The organism is Sphingobacterium sp. UBA1897 (assembly GCF_002337775.1).
GTDB classification, from domain to species: Bacteria; Bacteroidota; Bacteroidia; order Sphingobacteriales; family Sphingobacteriaceae; genus Sphingobacterium; species Sphingobacterium siyangense.
Window position 1 is genome coordinate 258,001 of record NZ_DDGR01000023.1, and the last position, 21,579, is coordinate 279,579.

Sequence of the window (21,579 nt, forward strand, 5' to 3'; positions counted from 1 at the left end):
TTGGTTGGTTGGTTGGTTGGTGCACAAAAGAAATAGATGTTGGATTAAAGAAAATTACAGGAGCTGCCTTTTTTGAGACAGCTCCTGTAAAATGCTTATTACCAGATTTTGATTCTTTCTTCCGGTGACTTGTACAGTTTGTCTCCTTGTTTAACATCGAAAGCTTTATAAAAAGCGTCAACATTGATCAATGGACCAAAACTTCTGAAATATCCTGGAGAGTGTGGATCAGTTTTAACTTGGTTGACCATATATTTTTCACTGGATAGGGTTCTCCATACAGTTGCCCAGCTTAGGAAAAAGCGTTGATCTTGCGTGTATCCACTTATTTCACCTGGGTTTCCCTTATCTTTTAAATATAGTTGAAGTGCATCGTAAGCAATGTTTACACCTCCTAAATCCGCGATATTTTCACCGTTTGTAAATGTTCCGTTGACGAAAGTGCCTTTTACAGGTTCATATTTATCGTATTGAGCTGCGAGTGTTTTTGTTGCTTTTTCAAAATTGGCTTTATCTTCTGGTGTCCACCAGTCTACCAAGTTTCCGTCCGCATCAAATTGTGCGCCCGAATCGTCAAATCCGTGGCTCATTTCGTGGCCAATTACCGCACCTATACCACCGAAATTGACAGCTGCGTCGGCTTGTGGGTTGAAAAATGGCGGTTGAAGAATAGCTGCCGGAAACACGATCTCATTGTTTACGGGATTGTAATAGGCATTTACTGTTTGTGGAGTCATTCCCCATTCTGATTTGTCAACAGCCTTACCAATTTTAGCCAGATCCTTTTCATATCGCCATGTGGTGATATTTTGGAGGTTAGCATACAGATTGCCGCCTTTATTTTCAGATAGAATACTCAATTTAGAATAATCTTTCCATTTGTCCGGATAGGCAACTTTTACAGTAAATTTGTTTAATTTTTCAAGCGCTTTTCCTTTTGTAGCCGAAGACATCCAGCTTAAATCGTTGATATGGACTGCAAAACTTTTCTTTAAATAGTCGATCAATTCGACCATTTGTGCTTTAGCCTCAGCTGGAAAATATTTTTCGACATATAATTTTCCGAAAGCTTCACCTAATGTGGAATTGATCAGTTCAAATCCTCTTTTATTTAATGCTCTTTGTTCTTGTTGACCTCTTAAATACTTACCATAAAAAGCAAATCGCATGTCTCCTAATTTTTCGCTTAAATAAGAGGCACTACCGTTGATCATATGGAATTTTAAGTAATCTTTAATAACAGGAAGGTTTTGTGCACTGACCAATTTATCGAAGTTCTTGTAATAACCTAATTCCCCAATGATTACTTTTTCTGTATTGACACCTACTTTTTTAAGGTACTCAGGTAGATTTACATTTTTAACCAAGGCGGTTAACTCTGCCATGGTCTGTGGATTGTACTGTAACGTATTATCACGGCTTTGTTCATTGGTCAAGTAGGTCTTCGCAATGCTTTTTTCGTAGTCAACGATTCCTTTTGCGGCAGCATCAGCATTTTTATAGCCCAATTCTGTTAACATGGAAGCTACATATTTTTGATACTCGGCAATAGCTTCGGTATTTTTTTCATTTTCTTTCTGATAATAATCTCTTCCTAGCCCTAAGGAGGCATCTCCTAAGTAGACCGCGTTCATTTTTGAATCTTTTAAATCAGCGTAGACACCCCAGCCATAGAAATTATTCTCACCTTCTTTTGTTACGGAAGTTAAATAATTCTGAAGATCTTTTAGGTTTTTAATCGCGTCAATTTTGTTTAAATTTCCCTGAATCGGCTTAATACCGTCTGCATTTCTTTTCTTTAAGTTCATGTAAGAAGCGTACAGGTCCTGTATTTTTTTTCCCTCACTTCCTTCAGGAAATTTATCTTTTAAAAGTGAGTTCAGAATTTTCATCGAATTGTTGTCCGTATCTTCTGCCAATTTATTGAAGCTTCCCCAAGTGGGTTTGTCGGAAGGAATTTTAGCCGTTTTCATCCAGGTTCCGCTTACGTAGTTGTAAAAGTCATCCTGTGGACGTACAGATTTGTCCATTAAGCTCAGATCAAGTCCTTTGTCGGGTCCTGTACCTGCTGTCTGTGCTTCCGCATGCTGTGTGTAGACTCCAGCCAAGAAAATTAGGGCGAGTGTTAATTTTTTCATTGTTGTTTTAATGTTGTATGATTTTCAATAATTCAATCTGGGAGTACGCACAAATTACGGATAAAATAGGTTATGTTATTTGCTCCGTGTAATTCGATTTGTAGCAGCCATGTCAATAATTAGCTGTGATTTTTTTAAAGCTAAAAAAATCATTTACACAAATGACGGAAAATTCTAATTCAGCAACAAGTAAATTTGATCATTATCTGTCATTTTATTAAACTAATCGGGTAAATTAACATGTTATTCGTTTGCTAACGAATAACATGCATATACTTTTTAAAGTATATCCTTTGATGTGTTGGTGAACGCTCCACTATCTGACTTAGCTAAGCAGTTTTAGGGTAAGAAGAAATACTAAACTTAATATGGAAATACTAAACTTAATATGAATTTAGTTTAGTATTAATAAACGATGTTTAATATTGCTTACATTTTCATCTATAAGTAAGCGATTATGTTCAAACTATCCTATTCAATTTCACCTAAAGTTACTGGCCTAACATTGTCATTGGCCATGCTGGCTGCACAGGGGGTTAGCCAGACCCGATCGTTCCAGGGGAGACTGGTCGATTCATTGAGTCAAGGCGCTATTCATGGCGCAACAATTCGTAATTCTCATTTAGCTAAGCTTGTTTCATCGGATCATTCCGGTAAGTTTGTGATTGACGTACATATCGGTGATACGCTAAGAATTGGCTACATGGGGTATCTTCCCAAGGTTTTCATTGTTGGTAATCAATCTTCATCCGTTATTTCGCTTATACCGAACCAACAATCCCTCAATGAGGTGGTTGTAACTGCGCTTGGTATCAAAAAAGAAAAGCAGGCTATTGGCTATTCAGTGCAGGAAATAAAAGGCAAAGACATGGTTAAAGCTCGGGAACCAAATGCTATTTCTGGTTTAGCTGGACGTGTGTCAGGCTTAACAATTACACCGAGTACGAACTTATTTGGAGACCCGGGTATCACGTTACGTGGTCGGAGCAATATTCTTATTGTGGTCGATGGCATGCCGATTAATACCGATTCATGGAATCTTAGTCCGGATGATATCGAATCCTATTCTGTCTTAAAAGGGGCAAATGCTGCGGCATTATATGGGAACAGAGGTCAAAATGGAGCGATTGTGATAACGACAAAACGAGCAAAATCACAGGATAAAGGTTTCCAGGTTGAATTTAACTCAAGTACACAATTGCAGACGGGGTATAATGCGATACCAAAAATTCAAACCGAATATGGCCCGGGTTCAAATTATCAATATGCTTTTAAAGATGGTCGTGGGGGTGGAATCAATGACAACGATTACAATATTTGGGGACCCCGATTTGAAGGACAGCTTATTCCGCAATATAACAGTCCGATAGATCCCAAAACAGGACAGCTTATTCCCTTACCTTGGGAGGCCAGAGGAAAAGATAATTTGAAGAAATTTCTTCAGAATGGTCTTTTGAGTACAAACAATATTGCTATATCGACCAAAAATGATCATGGTGATCTACGCTTATCTGCGTCTCAGATGTTTCAACGGGGAACTACGCCTAACACTAAATTGGGAAGCACCAATATAAATCTTACCGGAGGCATTAACGCTGGTAGTAAGCTCCGTTTCGATGCGAGCATAAATTACAATAAGCAGTATTCACCAAATTATCCAAATATTGCTTATGGACCAAATAGTCCTATATACATTCTTACATTGTGGGGAGCGGCAGATTATGATATTGATGATCTTCGCAACTATTGGCAGCCTGGGAAAGAAAATGTACAGCAGTACAATCGTGAATACACCATTTATGACAATCCTTGGATGACGGCTTATGAAAATTTGAGGACTTATGATAAGGATGATATCTACGGTTACGTGTCGGCTAATTACAAGCTTAATGATAAATTGTCATTAAATGCACGTACAAGTGCTAGTACCTGGAATAGGAATAGAACGATTAAAATTCCAATTTCTGCCAACTTATATAATTATAATATCGGTGGAAGCCGTGTTGGAGGTTATCAGGAAACCTATGATACTTTTTGGGAAAATAATACAGAGGTCTCCTTAAAATACCAAAATCGTATCGCCGAGGACATAGGCTTCTCAGGCTCAGTTTTTGGTAATTTAAGAACCGTCAGTGTCAAATCGCTGTTTGCACGTACAGATCGTGGATTGACTGTGCCCGGTGTTTATGACTTAAGCAATTCGATCATGCCCACGGTGTCTACTAACGATCGCGCCCTGCGCCAGGTCGGAAGTGTTTATGGATTCATGGATATAGACTATAAAAGCATGTTATTCTTAAATCTAACGGGGCGATTTGATAAATCTTCGACGATGCCGGTAAAGAATAACACCTACTTCTACCCATCGGCTTCACTAAGCGCTGTGATTTCACAGATGGTCACTTTGCCTAAGGTTATTTCCGCATTAAAAATCCGTGGAGCATACGCTAACGTTGCGAGTGATTTCGTCAATGAATCGGCCCAGTACGATATTTATAAACTTTTGCCGGCATACAGTAATTATGGTCGTTGGGCCAATTCAATGACCGGCGTAACATATACTGATGTATTACCTAACCCGGATCTCGTGGCAGAGCGTGTGAAGACGGCGGAAATAGGTTTGGAAACTCGTTTATTTAACAACCGTCTGGGTTTCGATTTTGCTTTTTTTAGAAACCTGGAAGGTCCCCGGATTATCGAATTGGCTACGTCGGTTACTTCGGGTGTAAGAGCCAGACAAACCAATGGGTTGACTTTATTGCGTAAAGGTATCGAGCTGAGTATCGATGGGACTTTGATTCAACAGAAAGATTTTAGCTGGAATGTAATGGTCAATGCATCAACAAATCATGCCTGGCTACATGACATCGATGGGCATCAAACGCGTTCTGGGAATGTTCGTGTTGGTGAGCGATGGGACGGATATTACGTGAATGATTTTCAGCGTGATGAAAAAGGAATGCCAATTGTGGGTACAAACGGTTTACCAGCTTACAATCCTTATGTGAGCAGAATAGGTTATAGCGATAATAAATTTACGGCCAGTATCAGCAATAGTTTCCGATACCGTGATTTCAGTTTTAGTTTTCTTGTCGATGGCCGCTTTGGTGGTTTAATAAAAAATGTGCAGGATGCCAAACAATGGGGATCAGGAACACATCCCGAATCAGCAAATGAATATCGTCTAAAGGACTGGGAAAATAGGGATGTCAAAGATTATAAAGGAACTGTCATGACCAATGGTTTAAAAATAGTCAAGGGGCAGCTCAATACAGATCAGGATGGTAAGATAATCTCCGATACAAGAGAATTTGCCCCAAATGATATTTCTGTGTTGTGGCAAAATTGGGCCACTAATTACTATCAGTCGGGACCAATTACAGCCAAAAGCCGAACCTTTGTCAAATTGCGGGAGATCGTTTTCAGTTATAATGTACCTGCCAACTTGCTGAAAAATTCCAGATTCTTCCGCAGTGCAAGTGTTTCAGTGGTCGGTAGGAATTTGTTGTATTTCACTGGAAAAGGTACCCAAAATATGGATTTGGACCAATTCACCAGTGCTAGCTCAGACTACCAGACACCATCAGTAAAGAGCTTTGGTCTAAATCTTAACGCAACCTTCTAAAAACTTAGTCAAAATTTTTAAAAATGAAGTACTTTAAATCCACTCTCATTCTTCTCCTGTTCGGGTGCTCTTTCAGTTCCTGTAAAAAGATAACGGATCTACAAAAAGACCCTGCGGCAGTATATAATCCTGCTCCAAAACTTTTGTTTACAGGAATACTCATGCGTTCCTATGATGCGCCATGGAGTGAAGATCATCGACATAATCAGTACATGACACAAAATGAGGCCTATTATGCGGGGCAGCCTTATGGATGGACTACAGGATCTTTCGAAACGCCCTATGGTATATTGCGTGATGTGTACCGTATGGAAATCGAAGCTGCAAAAACTCCTGAATTGAGTGCTGCTTATATGACCATGGCCAAATTTTTCAAGGCTTATTTCTTTGCCCGAACGACGGAAATGTTTGGTGATATTCCATTGACAGAGGCTCTGCAAGGTGAATCAGCGGGCAATTTTGCGCCCAAATACAATACCCAGTTGGAGGTATACCAGCAGGTGCTTAGCTGGCTTGAGGAGGCGAATAATGAACTGGCAAATCTAAAAGAAAAAGGCAATACATTAGATGGCGATTTCTTTTACAATGGCAAGCCTGAGCAGTGGCAGAAACTGGTCAACTCATTTAAGCTACGTGTTTTAATTAGCCTCAGCAAACGTGCCGATGATAGTCCCGCATTGCGGGTGAAGGAACGCTTTGCTGAAGTTTTGGCGAATCCAACCAAATACCCACTGATTCTTGAAAATCGGGATAATTTTCAACTCCTTTACAATAATATTAACACCTATCCGCTGTGGCCAACAGACGGTGTGATTATAAAAAAGGATGTGCGCAACACATTGGGAGCAACCTACCTGAATATTTTAAAGACTTTACAGGACCCAAGATTGTTGATTCAGGCACTGCCGGCTTCGGCGATGCCTTCTGATCCTACGCGCCCCTTCGACGCATACAATGGCGGGAAAACAGGCGACCTACAGAGTACCTTGCTAAAACAAGCTGCGGATGGACAGCTATCTATGATCAATTTCGATTATTGGCTCGCTTCGCCGTCTGGGGTTCCGTCTATTCAACTTGGTGCCTCCGAAGTCCAATTTGCCCTGGCAGAAGGTATCAATCGCGGTTGGGCTAGCGGAGATGCTGCGGTAAGATTTCAGTCAGGGATAAGTCAGTCGATGCTGTTCTACGGAATTTCTCAAGACAAGATCAATTTGTTCTTACAGGCAAATCCTTACAAAGGGAACAATATGGAAGGGTTAAAGCAGATCCTAACACAAAAGTATGTGGCATTTTTTGAAAACTCAGGAAAACAGGCATTTTTTGAGCAGCGCCGGACAGGAGTGCCAGTTTTTGATATAGGACCTTCGAATGCCAATAATAACCAGATACCGAAACGGTGGGCATACCCTAAGGCCGAATACAGTACCAACGAAACTTACTTGAAAGAAGCTTTGCAACGTCAGTTTAATGGATCAGATACCCAAAATGACATTATTTGGCTTATTAAATAAAATACAAAGTAAGCGTAATTAGTTATGGAAAGACCTCTTGGATTTGTGTCCGAGAGGTCTTTTTACGTAGACAATTGTTTCTATAAATCGTTTATTGCTTCTCTTTGATGGTCAACATACGTATCAGGAGATCTTGTATGGAGAGACTATCAAGCTCTTTTCCAATAAATACCAGTGTATTCATTTTTCTTTCATCCTTTTTCCAATGGTTACCATAGTCCATATCGACACGTGAACCGACGGTCTGTATAATGATTTTTTTGTTTTCATCTTTTTTATAACCAATTCCCTTCATTCGGTAAATTTTGTTTGGATATTTGCCGACGAGTTTGCTCAAACCGAGAAATAGGTTTACGAAATTAAATTCTTCAGCAAAAGTATAGACGCGCGTTGCAATATCGCTCAGATGTTGTTTTGCCAGACTTGATTTGCCAAGTATCAGTGAACTGCTTAGATTAACGTTCTTCAGAAAAGAAAAGGCTTCTATTTTTTTTGTGTACTTTATTTCCTCAATTATTTCGAAAGGAAACCCCTCCGTTACTGTTGACTGGAGAGTTTTCGCTAATGGGTTTACATGTGCTAAGTAGTTGCTTAAATAGCTCAAATATGCTGAATGTACCGCTTCGGTTTTGTTAATGACAATGACGTCGGCAGCTGTGATTTGCCGTAACACTTCATCCCTTTCCTTGATCTGATCTTCAATAAGTGCAGCATCAACCAAGCAAATAATCTTTTTTAATGGGAAGTAGCTCTTAAACACTGGATGCCTTGTAAAAGGTTCTGTTATAGCATCGGGTATGGCAAGACCTGTACATTCAATAACGAGTTCATCAAAGCTGTCTTGTTTTTGATAGAGCGATTCGAGTGCGGTGTAAAGTTCATCGTTCAGCGTACAACAGATGCACCCCTCTTGGAGCGCTACCAATTGTCCATAGTTTTCATTGAGCAAGGAACTATCTATATTTAGTTGTCCTATCTCATTTTCAATGATAGCAAAACGTTTTTTCGGATAGGATTTCATTAAGGCATTTAGAAAAGTCGTTTTTCCTGCACCTAAAAAGCCAGTTAAAATGGTTACTGGACGAGCATGAGCTGTATTCATTTGCGATGATTATACATTTAATCTGCTTCTGTTATTATCCCAACGAAAGTTGGGGAAAGGCAGATCTTATTTCAATAAATTGAAAAATTCGTTTCGTTTACTTTCTGATAAGAATATACCGCTGTATTCCAGTGTTGTTGTACTACTGCTAGTGTCTTTGACACCCCGAGCGGAGACACAGAGATGATCGGCATCAATCACAACAATGATATCATCTGTTGCTAAGGTGGATCTGAGCTCATTGTAAATCTGTAAAGTAAGGCGTTCCTGCACCTGTGGTCGATGCGCATAGTAGTCTACAATACGGTTTATTTTTGACAGTCCTATTACGCGGTCTTTGGGGATATAGCCTATATGTGCCCGCCCTACGATTGGTAAAAAATGATGTTCACAGGCTGAATTTACCCGTATGTCTTTTTCCATCAATAGCTTATTGTAGCCATAGCGATTTTCGAAGGTGGACAGCTTGGGCTTGTTAACCGGGTTAAGGCCATAGAACAATTCGTTGATATACATTTTTGCTACACGATGGGGCGTTCCGCTCAGACTGTCATCTTGGAGGTCGAGGCCAAGTTCAAACATAATGCCCTTAAAAAGTTGAGATATCTTGCTGATTTTTTCTTCGTCTGTTCGATCAAATGCATCGGGTCGCAGGGGAGTATCCATTGAAGTCATCATGTGGTGGTCTCCTAAATCTTCCGGATTGGATGCTGTATCTTTTTTTAATAATGTGTTCATAAATTAATTTTTATCAAATCGTACTGATTATACCTCTTGTCTATTGTCAAATGGAGTTGCCATTTCATAGCGCTATTCGCGTTATAAATATAGTTAAAAAACATCAAATGCAATATAGTTGCTTTTGATGTTTTTAACTATATTTGATAGACAAATCTTTAATACGTTATGTTTAAGCAATTTATTCTGGTTTTTTTGTTTGTTGTTGCAGAAGGTAAAACTAATCCAGTCTTTTCTCAAGGGGTAACGGAATCACAACATTTGGTCGATCATAAGCCCTTGATGAATGAGGTTTGGAAAACCTTTGACACCATGCTCTATAAAGTGAACAAGGTTAATGGCAAGACGGTTTACACCCCCTATTTTCCGAGTAAGCTGTCGAAACTGGATGGAACAATGGTAGAGTTGCAAGGCTATATGGTACCGTTAAAGGCCGGCCTTCGCCATAATAGGTTCCTTTTGTCGGTCTTGCCAGTGCAGCAATGTATGTTTTGTGGACAAAATGGTATTCCACCCATGGTGGAGGTTACGCTGAGCGACAACAATAAAGTGTGGTTAAAAGAGAATCCTGTTATTGTAAAAGGTTATGTCAAATTAAATGAGAAAGATCGGAGCAGGGTTGAAATCTTTATAAGAGATGCAGCTCTTCTAAAACAGTAGGGATTATCAAAAGCTAACGACTGCGCCAGGTCCACCAAAGAATAAAAGCTGCAAATAATTTGTCCTGACTGTTTGCTACTGCCTATCATTTGCTTGCTTTATTGCTTGCTTTATTGCTTGCATGTTGCGGAACGGATTCTTTTTTTGTTGTTTATTTACATTGATTATCATCTAAATACGTTTATTGTTTTGTTTTAATCATTTGATTAAAACAATTGTTTGTTTTTGATTCTTTTTTCTATCTTTGCATAATACAAAGAAGTTTAATCGGGATGAAAGAGAAAAAAATAGATCTGTCGACGGAAACGAAAATTAAGGAAGCGGCGAGGGTGGTATTCTATAAAAAAGGCTTTTCAGCAACCAGGACAAGGGATATTGCCGAAGAAGCAGGGATCAATCTTGCTTTGCTCAATTATTATTTTCGGAGCAAAGAGAAGCTTTTTGAAATTATTATGTTTGAAACCTTTTCGGCTTTCGTACAGAGTATGGCTGTTATCCTTAATGATGAAACAACCAATCTTGAAAGTAAAGTTGAATTGATAGCCAATAGATATATCGATTTTATCATCAGAGAACCGGAGGTGCCTACTTTTTTGATTTCGGAAATCAGAAACAATCCTCAGGAACTCCTCGAAAAGTTGCCAATCAAACAATTGCTAAACAATTCTGTTTTTTTTAAACAGCATCATGAAGCCGTAACACAGGGCTTTATTATGGAGCCACATCCTTTACATTTTTTAATGAATTTACTAGGGTTGGTTGTGTTTCCTTTTATCGCAAAGCCTTTGATTATGGGGGTACAAGATCTCGATATCGAACAGTTTAATACACTTATGATTGAGCGTAAGAAGCTTATACCGATATGGATAGGAGCGATGATGAAAGCAAAATAATTTTTTTGTCTCAAACTTAATCAAATGATTAAATCTAAAGATTAAAAAATAATGCCACAATATATGAACAACGCAGTTATGAAGTATTGTTATTTAACGCATGTTATTCTTTTATTGATCCTGTTGCATTTTGCAAATAGGGCAACTGCACAAGGAGAAGCGCTTACTTTGGAGCGTTGTTACTCTCTTGCCAAAGCAAATTATCCAGCAATTAAAAAAATGGATCTGATAACCAAAACGGGTGAGTATACCATCCAAAATGCCAATAAAAGGTTTCTCCCCCAAATCAGCTTCTCAGGTCAGGCAACCTATCAATCCCAAACAGTAAGTTTTGCGGATGCTGTGGGTTCATTGCCGGGTATTTCCTTGCCTTCTATCAGTAAAGATCAGTATAAAATACAGGGTGAAATTAGTCAGCTCATTTACGATGCTGGCAATACAAAAATACAGAAGGATTTAATCGCTGCAAATACGGCACTGGAGGAGCAGACCTTAGTATCCAGTCTCTATGGGATCAATCAACGTATCAATAGTCTTTATTTTGCTATTTTATTAATCGATGCCCAATTGAAGCAGAACGAGTTAAACAAGGCTAACTTACAGACTCAGGTACAAAAAGCTGAGGCTGCTTTTGACAATGGGGTGGCATTTCGTAGTAATGTGGAAGAGCTGAAAGCTGAAGTATTGAATATAGAAATGCAGACCATAGAATATACATCTAATCGTACAGCATATTTAAATATGCTTTCGCTCTTTATAGGAAAGAAGCTGCCCGAATCCATGCAATTGGAATTGCCTACTGCTCAGTATACGCTTTCCGCCATTAACAGACCTGAATTAAAAGCTTTTGATTTACAAAAAAACATCGTTGACCAACAGGAAAAACAACTGAAATCCGATTATCTTCCACAGGTAAGTGGTTTTTTTCAAGGGGCATACGGAAGGCCAACCCTCAATATCATTGAAAACAAATTTGGTCCCTGGTACGTTACAGGGCTGCGTTTTTCTTGGTCGCTAAGTAGCTTTTATTCACTGTCGAACAAACGAAATATCCTTCAGCTCAATCGTCAGTCTATTGATGCCGATAAGGAGACATTTTTGTTGAATGCCAAAGTTGACCTGAGCCAACAGGATGAGCAGGTCAATAAATATACCATCTTGATTCGACAGGATGATGCTGCGATTGCCTTGCGGACATCGGTAACTCAATCTGCTGAGGCGCAGTTGAGCAATGGAGTGATCACGACCCATGAGTATATTCAAAAATTAAATGCCGAACATTTGGCCAAGCAGCTCAAGATATTGCACGAAATCCAATTGTTACAAGCGATCTATAATTTAAAATTTATAGCCGGGAATTAACTGTAAACATCAAAAAATGAAAAGATTAATTGTATTTATTACTGCGCTCTCTTTGCTTAGTGGTTGTAAGCAACATAATGAATATGACGCTTCCGGGAACTTTGAGGCTGATGAAGTGATTGTCTCTGCGCAGCAAAACGGAATATTGATGCAATATGCTGTTGAAGAAGGAAAGCAATTGAAACCTGGAGATACTGTCGGAAAAATAGATGTCCGTACTGCTGAATTGCAAAAAGAACAAGTGCAGGCAAGTATCGAAGCTTTAGCTCAAAAGACGGTGAATCCCAGGGATCAGGTTGAACTGGTACGGCGCCAACTGGTCGTTCAGGAAGCGCAATTAAAACAACAGCTGTACGAAAGGACCCGGACGGAAAATCTGGTAAAATCAGATGCCGCAACACGTAAACAGCTCGATGACATCAATGCGGCAATCGATCAATTGCGGAAACAAATAGCCGTGACCAAGCAACAACTCACCTTCAATACATACAATACAAATACTCAAAATCGGAGTATCCTAAGCGAGAAAAATCCGTTAGAGAAATCTGCTGCACAGATTCAGGAACAGATCAATAAGGGACAGGTGATTAATCCTATTGGTGGGACAGTTTTGGTAAACTATGCACTACAGGGTGAATTGCAGGTCGTCGGTAAGCCTTTATATAAAATTGCCAACACGGCGAAGCTTTATTTGAGGGCTTATATTACCGGAATTCAGTTGCCACAGATAAAAGTCGGACAGCAGGTGACTGTGCGCATTGATGACGGCAAGGAGAATTATAAGGAATATCCCGCAACAATCACATGGATTTCAGATAAATCTGAGTTTTCACCAAAGACAATTCAGACTAAAGATGAGCGCGCTAATCTTGTTTATGCGATCAAAGTAAGTGTGAAAAATGATGGTTATTTAAAAATAGGGATGTATGGTGAGGTCCTTTGGTCAAAGTAAGTTATTATGATCGCTGTCAGTGTAGAAAATATGGTCAAAACCTACGGTAATGTTAGAGCCGTAGATGACGTTTCTTTTGAGGTAAAGAAAGGTGAGTTGTTTGGGCTTATAGGGCCTGATGGCGCCGGTAAAACATCAATTTTCCGAATACTAACCACTTTACTGCTTGCGGATAGCGGTACTGCTGCTGTAGAGGGATTTGATGTTGTCAGCGAATATCAACAGATACGCAATCGGGTAGGGTATATGCCAGGACGTTTTTCATTATACCAGGACCTGACGGTAAAGGAGAATCTTACTTTCTTTGCGACAGTTTTTGGTACAACCATTCAGGAAAATTATCCACTTATCAAAGATATTTATGATCAGATACAACCCTTCAACGATCGTAGAGCAGGGAAATTGTCTGGCGGAATGAAGCAAAAGCTGGCCTTATGCTGTGCGCTGATCCATAAGCCCGACGTGCTTTTTCTGGATGAACCGACAACAGGTGTCGATGTTGTATCCAGAAAGGAATTTTGGGAAATGTTGACCAAACTCAAGGAACAGCAGATCACGATCGTGGTATCCACACCCTATATGGATGAAGCTCGACTGTGTGATCGTATTGCATTAATGCAGGGCGGAAGGATTATGTCAATCGATGAACCGTCAGGTATTATAAAAAGTTTTCCAAAGCCACTATATGCGGTTAAAGCGGACAATATATATAAACTGCTCCAGGATCTCCGTTCGGATCAGGCGGTAGAAAGCTGTTATGCATTTGGCGAATATTTGCACCTTACCCCAAAATCAGAAGTGGATGGTAGGGAAGGCATTATTGCCCTGGCAAATAAGTATAACCCACAACATCTCGTGGTTGAAAAAATAACTGCAACAATCGAAGATAGTTTTATCCGCCTGATGCAGGATCAAAATGGTATGGACGAATTCAAACAAGTTACAGATGGAGAATAAGGCAATAGTCTGTAAGGACCTGACCAAGCAATTTGGAGATTTTAAGGCCGTAGATAAAATTACGTTCGATGTTGACCAAGGCGAAATTTTTGGTTTTCTTGGTGCCAATGGTGCGGGGAAGACCACGGCCATGCGTATTCTTTGTGGTTTGTCCTACCCGACATCGGGTGAAGCAACTGTCGCTGGCTTCAATGTGTATAAAGAACAGGAGCAGATCAAAAAGAATATCGGTTATATGAGTCAGAAGTTCTCGTTGTACGATAACCTCACTATTTTGGAAAATATTGAGTTTTATGGAGGTGTTTATGGTGTTTCAAGGGCAGACATAAAGTCGCGAAGCAGTGATTTGGTCCACACCTTAGGTTTAGAGAAAGAAGCAAAAAAACTCGTAGGGGAATTACCTTTGGGCTGGAAACAGAAGTTGGCATTTTCTGTAGCGATTTTCCATCGACCTAAAATTGTTTTTTTGGACGAGCCAACAGGAGGCGTTGATCCGATTACCCGACGGCAGTTTTGGGATATGATTTATGAGGCTGCTGCCAATAACATCACGGTGTTTGTGACAACACACTATATGGATGAAGCCGAATACTGCAACCGTATCAGTATTATGGTAGATGGGAAAGTCGAAGCAATGGACAGTCCCACAAATCTGAAACAGCGGTTCGAAACCCATTCCATGGACGACGTATTTTATCAACTGGCACGTGGAGCTAAAAGATCGGGAGATTGATATGAAACAGTTGTTCGCTTTTATTCGTAAGGAGTTTTATCATGTTTTTAGGGATCGTAGAACACTGCTTATCCTTTTTGGGTTTCCCGTCGTTCAGATTCTCCTTTTTGGCTATGCATTGAGTAGCGAAGTTAAAAATATTGGAATTGCGATTCAGGATAATGCACGTGATGTCAACTCTAGTGAAATCGTAAACCGTATTAAAACAAGTTCATATTTTCAGGTGAAAGACGAAATTGTAAATTATAAGGACGTAGAAAGCCGATTTAAAGATGGAAGCATCAAATGTGCAATAATCTTTCCTGCCAATTTCGGGGAGGATCTATATCGAAAGGATGGTGCTCAAATTCAGCTATTAGCTGATGCTTCCGACCCGAATACTGCCACAATAGTCACCAATTATCTGACGGCTATAATCAAGGCATACCAGCAGGACCTAAATCCCGGAACAGCGTTATCTTATCAGATTGTGCCCCAACTGCGACAATTGTATAATGAAGAGCAGAACGGTTCCCTTAATTTTATCCCTGGAGTGATCGCATTGATTTTTATGATCGTGAGCACAGCCCTAACCTCCGTGGCAGTTGTGCGCGAAAAAGAGCTGGGGACTATGGAAATTCTATTGGTATCGCCTTTCAAACCCATTATGGTTCTCATCGCCAAAGCGATTCCATATCTCGTGCTTTCACTCGTCAATTTTATCATTATTCTTCTACTTTCGGTGTTTGTACTTGATGTTGAGATCAGGGGAAGTCTGGTGTTGATTTTCGCGGAGAGTATTTTATTTATTATCACCTGTCTTTCTTTAGGCTTGTTGATTTCTAACGTCACCGATTCTCAGCAAACTGCCATGTTAATAGCGATGATGGGCATGATGCTGCCGACCTTATTATTGACTGGCTTTATGTTTCCTTTGGAAAATATGCCCTGGATATTTCAGGTTATTTCGCATATCGTGCCATCCCGGTATTACTATGCAATCATTAAAGCTGTCATGCTCAAAGGAATGGGCTTTAGTTATGTTTGGAAAGAAACATTGATTCTCGCCGGGATGTCAGTTGTGTTGTTGTCAATTGCATTGAAAAGATTTAAAATCAGGTTGTAATGGAGGTATTGAGATTCATATTACAGAAAGAGTTTCGGCAGATATTCAGAGACAAAATTATCTTGGCCATGATGTTTGTCATGCCGACAGTTCAACTGATCATCATGCCATTTGCAGCCAATTTTGAAGTAAAGAATATCAATATTGCTTATGTTGACAACGACCACAGTTCTTATTCAAGAACCTTAATCAATAAAATTGCATCTTCAGGATACTTTAAAATCGTAAGTAGTCCACTATCTTATAAAGTAGGATTGGAAATGATCGAAAAAGGAGACGCTGATCTTGTATTGGAGATACCGGCAGGTTTTGAGCGCAATCTGGTGCGGGAAGGTACGCAGCAAGTCAATATCGCAGTGGATGCCATCAATGGTACAAAATCGTCCTTGGGTGGAGCTTATTTAACCAGTGTAATTACTGATTTTAACAGCGGTTTGGATGTAAATATCAAAGCCGCTAAAACAGGTGTTTCAGAGCAGGTCGCAACCGTCAAAATAGCGAATTCCAATTGGTATAATCCCAGGGCTGAATACAAATACTATATGGTGCCGGGTATTTTGGTTTTGTTGCTTACGATGATTGGCGGATTTATTACAGCGCTCAATATTGTCAAAGAGAAGGAAATCGGAACAATCGAGCAGATCAATGTGACGCCCATCAAAAAATGGCAGTTTATCCTAGGGAAACTAATTCCATTTTGGATTGTGGGCATGATTGTTTTTACCGTTGGTATGATTGTAATGTATATTGTTTATGGTATTTTTCCGCAGGGAAGTTTACTGCTTTTATATCTCTTTGCTGCAGTTTACCTCATTGCACTATTGGGGTTGGGATTGTTTATTTCTACCCTTGCAGACACACAATTGCAGGCCATGTTCATTGCATATTTCTTTATGATGGTTTTTATGCTGATGAGTGGCTTTTTTACCAGCACAGATAGTATGCCGGCTTGGGCAAGAGCGATTTCGCAATGCACACCAGTTACCCATTTTATCAGTGTTGTACGGCTAATTGTCTTAAAAGGGAGTGGATTTCAGGAAGTGAAGAAAGAGCTTGTTTATCTTATTGGATTTGCTTTTTTGTTGAATGGTTTAGCCATCTATAATTATAGAAAGACCGTGTGAAAACATGGCGTAGCTATTCGTTCTTTGCTAATTGAACATAACTCTTACGCTTGTTTAAACCGTCAGATCGTCGGCATAGAACGAGCTGACTCAAGTCTATTTACGTATAATTTCCACACTATCTTTAGGAAAATGATTTTGTAGCCATTGTTGTAGCTTTTCCTGTTGTGTTTGAGGTAGCGGAGTTTTGGTAGAATAAATAAATGCGACAAGGTTGGCTAAGCTATCCTTTTTGCTGTAATGTTGTTGTATACCAATGCTATAGGAGCTTAGCTCGGGGAACAATACCAAGATATCCCGATCGAGTTGTGGATTAGCCAATTGGTATTTGGTAAGTTCATTATTGAGCGCTCTTATGGTAAGGTCTTTTTCACTTACAGCAGCGGTACGCTTATCGATTTCGCTAAGAATACTCGATTTTAGGTCTAAACTGTCCTGATGAATAACCAGCGTGGTATTGGTAATCCCAAATGTTTCCATGCTGTGTTGTAGAGACTCAACTTCTTTTTTGCTGAATTTTTTTGATAAGAATGCCAGTTCTAATTTCTTTGGATTACCATTCATCTCCAGTTTTTCATAAATAACCGTATAACCTTTATTGCTCAATTCCTGTTGAACGAACTGATTTACTTTGTTTGTGTATTTTTTTTCTTGCAGTAGATTGTAGGCAAAATATACGCTCGGCAATACAAGTATAATTGTGATGATGGTAATACTTTGTGTAATTCTTTTTTCCCGTTGCTGATCGACATAATGTGTTTTGGGGTATCGTAAATATTTGACAATCACAAAGGTCGAAATGCAGATAAAAACACAGTTTATTATATACAGGAATAATGCGCCGGCGAAAAAGCTGAAATTGCCTATTGCGAGTCCATAGCCCGCGGTACAGAGCGGAGGCATCAGGGCTGTTGCAATTGCTACTCCAGGAATTGGATTGCCCTTATCCACTCTTGTAATAGCAATGACACCGACCAGACCACCGAAGATTGCAATCATGACATCGTAAATATTCGGCGATGTGCGTGCTAGTAACTCAGATTGTGCCTCTTTAAAGGGGCTTAAAAGAAAATAGATAAACGATACGACCAAGCTGATCAATGTGGCGATCAGTAGATTTTTTAGCGATTTTTTTAATAACGGAAAGTCAAAAGTCCCTAAGGCGAATCCAGCTCCTACTATTGGCCCCATTAACGGAGATATCAGCATTGCTCCTATAATGACGGCAGTAGAATTTACGTTCAATCCAACAGACGCCACTACAATCGCGCAGGCTAGAATCCAGGCATTAGCTCCGCGAAAAGAAATATTACTGACAACATTTTCCAGAACAGCTTCCTTTTTTTCTTCACCTTGGTGTAGATCAAAAAATCGTAATATTTTATTCATAAATTTATTGTTGTACTAAAAAATATAAATATAGGGCCTAAACTATTCTTAACGTGCTAAAACTATGCCGCCTTTGGTAATTTGTTGTGCCTAGGCGATAAAATAAAGTAGCGATGCCGGATGGATCCAACTTTGATCGGATTGCCCGTGATCATAAATAGCGTTCCCTACAGATATAAAATGGCAAGAAGATTTTGTCGACTGCTCATAAAATATTATCTTTTAGTAATTTTAGAACTAAGAAACAAGAAATAGAAATGTCGTTAATAGATTTATCAAGACGCGTAGCGTTGGGAATAGATATCGGAGGGACCAATACGAAATTTGGGGTGGTCAATCATCGCGGTGAAGTACTTGAAAAGGGAAGCATAAAAACAGATGATTATGAGACAGTAGAGGATTTTATCGATGCGTTGTATGAAAAAGCATCTCCTTTAATTGAAAATTTTGGAGGTAAAGATAGCTTTGATGGAATTGGTGTTGGTGCTCCGGATGCGAATTATTATACTGGAACCATAGACCATGCGCCCAATCTTCCTTGGAAGGGTGTCATTCGATTCAGTGACTTAATGACCGCTAAGTTTAACATTCCCTGTACCATAACCAACGATGCTAATGCTGCAGCCTATGGTGAAATGCTTTTTGGTGCAGCGCGGGGAATGAAAGATTTTATTATGATTACCCTAGGGACAGGTGTCGGCAGCGGTATCGTCGCCGGCGGAAAGCTTATCTATGGTCATGACGGATTTGCTGGAGAATTAGGCCATACCATTGTTAAACCTGGAGGAAGGAAGCATTGGAGCACGGGTTCTGAAGGAAGTTTAGAAGCGTATGCATCTGCGACAGGAATAACGATTACGGCAAAAAAAATGAGAGCTGAATTTCCTGAGTCGATGTTAAATCAGTATCCAGAAGATGCTATAAATTCGAAGACTGTTCATGAGTGTGCTTTGAAAGGGGATGCAATTGCCATCGAAGTATTTAGATATACGGGGCAGAAGCTGGGTGAGGCCTTGGCCAATTTTGTGATGTTTTCATCTCCTGAAGCAATTCTCCTATTTGGTGGGGTAATTAAAGCTGGTGATTTTATCTTAAAACCTGCGAAGCTGCATATGGAAAGAAATCTTTTTCCTTTGTTTAGGAATAAAGTGAAACTTGTCTTTAGTGAATTGGAAGAAGCTGATGCTGCTATTCTTGGTGCAAGTGCATTGGTTTGGGAAAAATAAAATATTAATTTGTTCTCAAGATACTAACACCATCTATTAGGGATACCGTTTGTATCTTGAGAACAGGTTTTTTAAGTTGTTAATTTATAAATTTATGGGGTCTTTCTGTTAGGGTAAATCCAATACGCTGCCCAGAATTGGCAAAGAAATAACCGACTATTTCATACCTAAGGAAAGCTGTTGTTATTTTTCGTGTATCTAAAGGCATAGTCTTTGCTGATGAATTCTTTTAAACTTAAAACTATTTGTATGAAAAAGACCGTTTTTCTTCTTTTGTTGCTATGCACAGCCTTATTCTCAAAAGCCGACCAACTACAGGCCCTAACACAAAAACAAGCTGAAACCGCAGTAGCATATCTTAAGAAAGAGCCCATTGTTATTTTATGGTGTAGCTGCTGCGACAATCAAGCACCGAAAAAGATTACTGTAAACGAAGTATTTTTCAAGCAATATCCTGACGGGAAATATTATTCTGTTATCGTAAAAGGTAGAGATGAAAGCGGAGTGGAAGTTGAAGAATATGTAGATTTAGCGTATGTATTTGTGAAAAAAGGGAAAAAAGCCAAAAGTCTAGGCAAGGTTTTAAAATTTGAATGTGATCCTTGTACAAAACCATTTGACTGGTCGGTTTAAATCGTGTAGCTAAGAACTAATTTCTAAAAAAAACTCCCGAACTTATGAGCTCGGGAGTTTTTTTGTGCGGAAGAAGGGACTCGAACCCCCACGCCTCGCGGCGCCAGATCCTAAGTCTGGTGCGGCTACCAATTACGCCACTTCCGCATTAGGATTTCTTATGATGTCGCAAATATATAAACCAAAGTGATATCTTGCAAGTCGATAAGCTAGATTCCTTCTTTTAAATACGGATCATCCTGTTTATGAATGGAATATTTTTAATTAGGATACTTGTCTCTTTGATCACATGATCTACAGGCAGCTTGTTTACCCGATTTTTTGATGAAATGCTTGCTGTCCTAATCAAGTTTTGTTAGGGCCTTTGAATTGCGTAACAAAAATACATATTGAAAAAAGTCAGTTGTATGAGTCGTCTCAGCGGGTATGATATTTTCGCCAAAAAGCCGTGATTTTACAGTTATTAAATTTTGAGAAGTAGCATAGGGTGAATGTGCTGCATTGAGTTTAAACAATGATATACTATTTGGTCGACTTAATTCTTTTAGATCCTGAATGCCTTTCACGAGCATAAGTGGGCCATCTGCATTTACCCAATCTACTTTTTCATCTTCAGGGGTTGGAAATTGAGGATTCTTTGGAAGATACATTTCACTAGCAATGGTATAACTAACAAAGCTAGATACTTTATATCCTTTATTTTTCAAGCGTGTAGCAAAAGGATCATTGGTTGCATCCTTTCCTTTTTGTAAAACATGAAAAAAACCAAATAGTCCATATAGTTTTTGACCATCAATGTGGTGATTTTTAATATAATTTTCCAAATTTAACAGCATAGCTGAATCCCTGGATACGTCAGATTTATCCGCTGTAAAGCTTTTGTCTATGCCAATAACAGTGATTTTTGCCGAATCGGCAAGGTTGCGGTTATAATCATAAATTTCACCCCATTTTTGATATAGCTCTAAACTAGACTGTTGCGGAATACGTTTACGAATGGAGCTGACCACATCTTTCAGTAAGGTGTTATCTTTTAGGGGTTTGGATAAAAAGCTATTTAGTTTATTTGCATTTGTACTATCCATCTCAGCAATGTAATATTTAACACCGAGCTTTTTGTTCAAATAGAATAACAGCTCTTTGTCCAACTTTTGATTGTCTGCATAGCCATGAATTTCCCCAAGTAAAAAAATATCCGAATTATAGAAGCTATTGTCGAATAGAGAATCTACAATATTATCCTTAATCTCCGTTTTATGGAGCTTGAGGTACGCTATATTTTCCGCGTTGGTATTTCCTATAAATATCCGATTGGAAATAAAAAAATAGAGGAATAATAGCCCAATAATAGCCAGTATAGAAAAAAATGTGATCTTAATAAATTTAAAAAACTTTTTCATAAATGAGGTTTTGGCAAAGGTATTATTTTTC

General features: G+C 39.2%; 17 protein-coding genes and 1 tRNA gene. 12 read left to right on the forward strand and 6 right to left on the reverse strand.

Going from position 1 to position 21,579, the window contains the following annotated elements:
• Nucleotides 1–98: 98 nt before the first annotated feature.
• Nucleotides 99–2,138 carry a M13 family metallopeptidase gene (locus tag B4N43_RS14440; protein ID WP_145330442.1) on the reverse strand — a complete coding sequence of 680 codons (2,040 nt, stop codon included), beginning with the start codon at nt 2,136–2,138 and terminating at the stop codon, nt 99–101.
• A 457-nt stretch (nt 2,139–2,595) separates the two neighbouring features.
• Here B4N43_RS14440 and B4N43_RS14445 point away from each other — a divergent pair, with 457 nt between their 5' ends.
• Nucleotides 2,596–5,763, forward strand: a complete 3,168-nt coding sequence (locus tag B4N43_RS14445; protein ID WP_286735409.1) for a SusC/RagA family TonB-linked outer membrane protein — start codon at nt 2,596–2,598, stop codon at nt 5,761–5,763.
• Nucleotides 5,764–5,786: 23 nt separating this feature from the next.
• The gene (locus B4N43_RS14450; protein WP_286735410.1) at nt 5,787–7,274 is read left to right on the forward strand and encodes a SusD/RagB family nutrient-binding outer membrane lipoprotein; all 1,488 of its coding nucleotides are present in this window, start codon (nt 5,787–5,789) and stop codon (nt 7,272–7,274) included.
• 91 nt (nt 7,275–7,365) lie between these two features.
• Here the strand turns inward: B4N43_RS14450 and B4N43_RS14455 are convergent, their stop codons facing one another.
• Both B4N43_RS14455 and folE read right to left on the reverse strand, forming a co-directional pair.
• A complete protein-coding gene (locus tag B4N43_RS14455) occupies nt 7,366–8,376 on the reverse strand; it encodes a CobW family GTP-binding protein (protein ID WP_145330449.1) in 1,011 nt (336 codons plus the stop codon).
• Between the two features lie 66 nt (nt 8,377–8,442).
• Nucleotides 8,443–9,114: a GTP cyclohydrolase I FolE gene (folE, locus tag B4N43_RS14460; RefSeq protein WP_286735411.1), complete on the reverse strand. Its 672-nt coding sequence runs from the start codon at nt 9,112–9,114 to the stop codon at nt 8,443–8,445.
• Between the two features lie 168 nt (nt 9,115–9,282).
• Here folE and B4N43_RS14465 point away from each other — a divergent pair, with 168 nt between their 5' ends.
• The 8 genes from B4N43_RS14465 to B4N43_RS14500 all read left to right on the forward strand — a co-directional run bounded on the left by B4N43_RS14465 (nt 9,283) and on the right by B4N43_RS14500 (nt 16,900).
• Nucleotides 9,283–9,774, forward strand: coding sequence for a hypothetical protein (locus tag B4N43_RS14465; RefSeq protein WP_205400665.1), 492 nt, complete (start codon nt 9,283–9,285; stop codon nt 9,772–9,774).
• A 272-nt stretch (nt 9,775–10,046) separates the two neighbouring features.
• The gene (locus tag B4N43_RS14470) at nt 10,047–10,667 is read left to right on the forward strand and encodes a TetR/AcrR family transcriptional regulator (protein WP_286735412.1); all 621 of its coding nucleotides are present in this window, start codon (nt 10,047–10,049) and stop codon (nt 10,665–10,667) included.
• Between the two features lie 63 nt (nt 10,668–10,730).
• Nucleotides 10,731–12,029: a TolC family protein gene (locus B4N43_RS14475; protein WP_286735413.1), complete on the forward strand. Its 1,299-nt coding sequence runs from the start codon at nt 10,731–10,733 to the stop codon at nt 12,027–12,029.
• 16 nt (nt 12,030–12,045) lie between these two features.
• Nucleotides 12,046–12,981 carry an HlyD family secretion protein gene (locus B4N43_RS14480; protein ID WP_286735414.1) on the forward strand — a complete coding sequence of 312 codons (936 nt, stop codon included), beginning with the start codon at nt 12,046–12,048 and terminating at the stop codon, nt 12,979–12,981.
• 6 nt (nt 12,982–12,987) lie between these two features.
• Complete coding sequence (locus B4N43_RS14485; protein WP_286735415.1) at nt 12,988–13,938, forward strand: ABC transporter ATP-binding protein; 951 nt, start codon at nt 12,988–12,990, stop codon at nt 13,936–13,938.
• Nucleotides 13,928–14,671 (forward strand): ABC transporter ATP-binding protein, encoded by a 744-nt coding sequence (locus tag B4N43_RS14490; protein ID WP_088163713.1) that lies wholly within the window; start codon nt 13,928–13,930, stop codon nt 14,669–14,671. The genes B4N43_RS14485 and B4N43_RS14490 overlap by 11 nt, the downstream gene beginning before the upstream one ends.
• 1 nt (nt 14,672) lies before the next feature.
• Nucleotides 14,673–15,776, forward strand: coding sequence for an ABC transporter permease (locus tag B4N43_RS14495; RefSeq protein WP_088162512.1), 1,104 nt, complete (start codon nt 14,673–14,675; stop codon nt 15,774–15,776).
• Nucleotides 15,776–16,900: an ABC transporter permease gene (locus B4N43_RS14500; protein WP_286735416.1), complete on the forward strand. Its 1,125-nt coding sequence runs from the start codon at nt 15,776–15,778 to the stop codon at nt 16,898–16,900. Before B4N43_RS14495 ends, B4N43_RS14500 begins: the two co-directional genes overlap by 1 nt.
• A 96-nt stretch (nt 16,901–16,996) precedes the next feature.
• Here the strand turns inward: B4N43_RS14500 and B4N43_RS14505 are convergent, their stop codons facing one another.
• Complete coding sequence (locus tag B4N43_RS14505) at nt 16,997–18,289, reverse strand: TIGR00341 family protein (RefSeq protein WP_120336373.1); 1,293 nt, start codon at nt 18,287–18,289, stop codon at nt 16,997–16,999.
• Nucleotides 18,290–18,546: 257 nt separating this feature from the next.
• Here B4N43_RS14505 and B4N43_RS14510 point away from each other — a divergent pair, with 257 nt between their 5' ends.
• Both B4N43_RS14510 and B4N43_RS14515 read left to right on the forward strand, forming a co-directional pair.
• A complete protein-coding gene (locus tag B4N43_RS14510) occupies nt 18,547–19,515 on the forward strand; it encodes an ROK family protein (protein ID WP_075993778.1) in 969 nt (322 codons plus the stop codon).
• A gap of 249 nt (nt 19,516–19,764) precedes the next feature.
• Nucleotides 19,765–20,148 carry a hypothetical protein gene (locus B4N43_RS14515; RefSeq protein WP_145330466.1) on the forward strand — a complete coding sequence of 128 codons (384 nt, stop codon included), beginning with the start codon at nt 19,765–19,767 and terminating at the stop codon, nt 20,146–20,148.
• Between the two features lie 65 nt (nt 20,149–20,213).
• Here the strand turns inward: B4N43_RS14515 and B4N43_RS14520 are convergent.
• Together B4N43_RS14520 and B4N43_RS14525 are read right to left on the reverse strand one after the other, a co-directional pair.
• Nucleotides 20,214–20,295: transfer RNA gene (locus B4N43_RS14520), tRNA-Leu, on the reverse strand.
• A 194-nt stretch (nt 20,296–20,489) separates the two neighbouring features.
• Entirely contained in the window at nt 20,490–21,548 is a 1,059-nt protein-coding gene (locus B4N43_RS14525) for a hypothetical protein (RefSeq protein WP_286735417.1), read from the reverse strand.
• Between the last annotated feature and the right edge of the window lie 31 nt (nt 21,549–21,579).

Coding starts and splice junctions, on each gene's coding strand:
- B4N43_RS14490 (WP_088163713.1), top strand. CDS start 13,928: ATGGAGAATAAGGCAATAGTCTGTAAGGACCTGACCAAGCAATTTGGA.
- B4N43_RS14465 (WP_205400665.1), top strand. CDS start 9,283: ATGTTTAAGCAATTTATTCTGGTTTTTTTGTTTGTTGTTGCAGAAGGT.
- B4N43_RS14475 (WP_286735413.1), top strand. CDS start 10,731: ATGAACAACGCAGTTATGAAGTATTGTTATTTAACGCATGTTATTCTT.
- B4N43_RS14515 (WP_145330466.1), top strand. CDS start 19,765: ATGAAAAAGACCGTTTTTCTTCTTTTGTTGCTATGCACAGCCTTATTC.
- B4N43_RS14480 (WP_286735414.1), top strand. CDS start 12,046: ATGAAAAGATTAATTGTATTTATTACTGCGCTCTCTTTGCTTAGTGGT.
- B4N43_RS14455 (WP_145330449.1), bottom strand. CDS start 8,376: ATGAATACAGCTCATGCTCGTCCAGTAACCATTTTAACTGGCTTTTTA.
- B4N43_RS14525 (WP_286735417.1), bottom strand. CDS start 21,548: ATGAAAAAGTTTTTTAAATTTATTAAGATCACATTTTTTTCTATACTG.
- B4N43_RS14445 (WP_286735409.1), top strand. CDS start 2,596: ATGTTCAAACTATCCTATTCAATTTCACCTAAAGTTACTGGCCTAACA.
- B4N43_RS14495 (WP_088162512.1), top strand. CDS start 14,673: ATGAAACAGTTGTTCGCTTTTATTCGTAAGGAGTTTTATCATGTTTTT.
- B4N43_RS14450 (WP_286735410.1), top strand. CDS start 5,787: ATGAAGTACTTTAAATCCACTCTCATTCTTCTCCTGTTCGGGTGCTCT.
- B4N43_RS14470 (WP_286735412.1), top strand. CDS start 10,047: ATGAAAGAGAAAAAAATAGATCTGTCGACGGAAACGAAAATTAAGGAA.
- B4N43_RS14440 (WP_145330442.1), bottom strand. CDS start 2,138: ATGAAAAAATTAACACTCGCCCTAATTTTCTTGGCTGGAGTCTACACA.
- B4N43_RS14505 (WP_120336373.1), bottom strand. CDS start 18,289: ATGAATAAAATATTACGATTTTTTGATCTACACCAAGGTGAAGAAAAA.
- B4N43_RS14485 (WP_286735415.1), top strand. CDS start 12,988: ATGATCGCTGTCAGTGTAGAAAATATGGTCAAAACCTACGGTAATGTT.
- B4N43_RS14510 (WP_075993778.1), top strand. CDS start 18,547: ATGTCGTTAATAGATTTATCAAGACGCGTAGCGTTGGGAATAGATATC.
- B4N43_RS14500 (WP_286735416.1), top strand. CDS start 15,776: ATGGAGGTATTGAGATTCATATTACAGAAAGAGTTTCGGCAGATATTC.
- folE (WP_286735411.1), bottom strand. CDS start 9,114: ATGAACACATTATTAAAAAAAGATACAGCATCCAATCCGGAAGATTTA.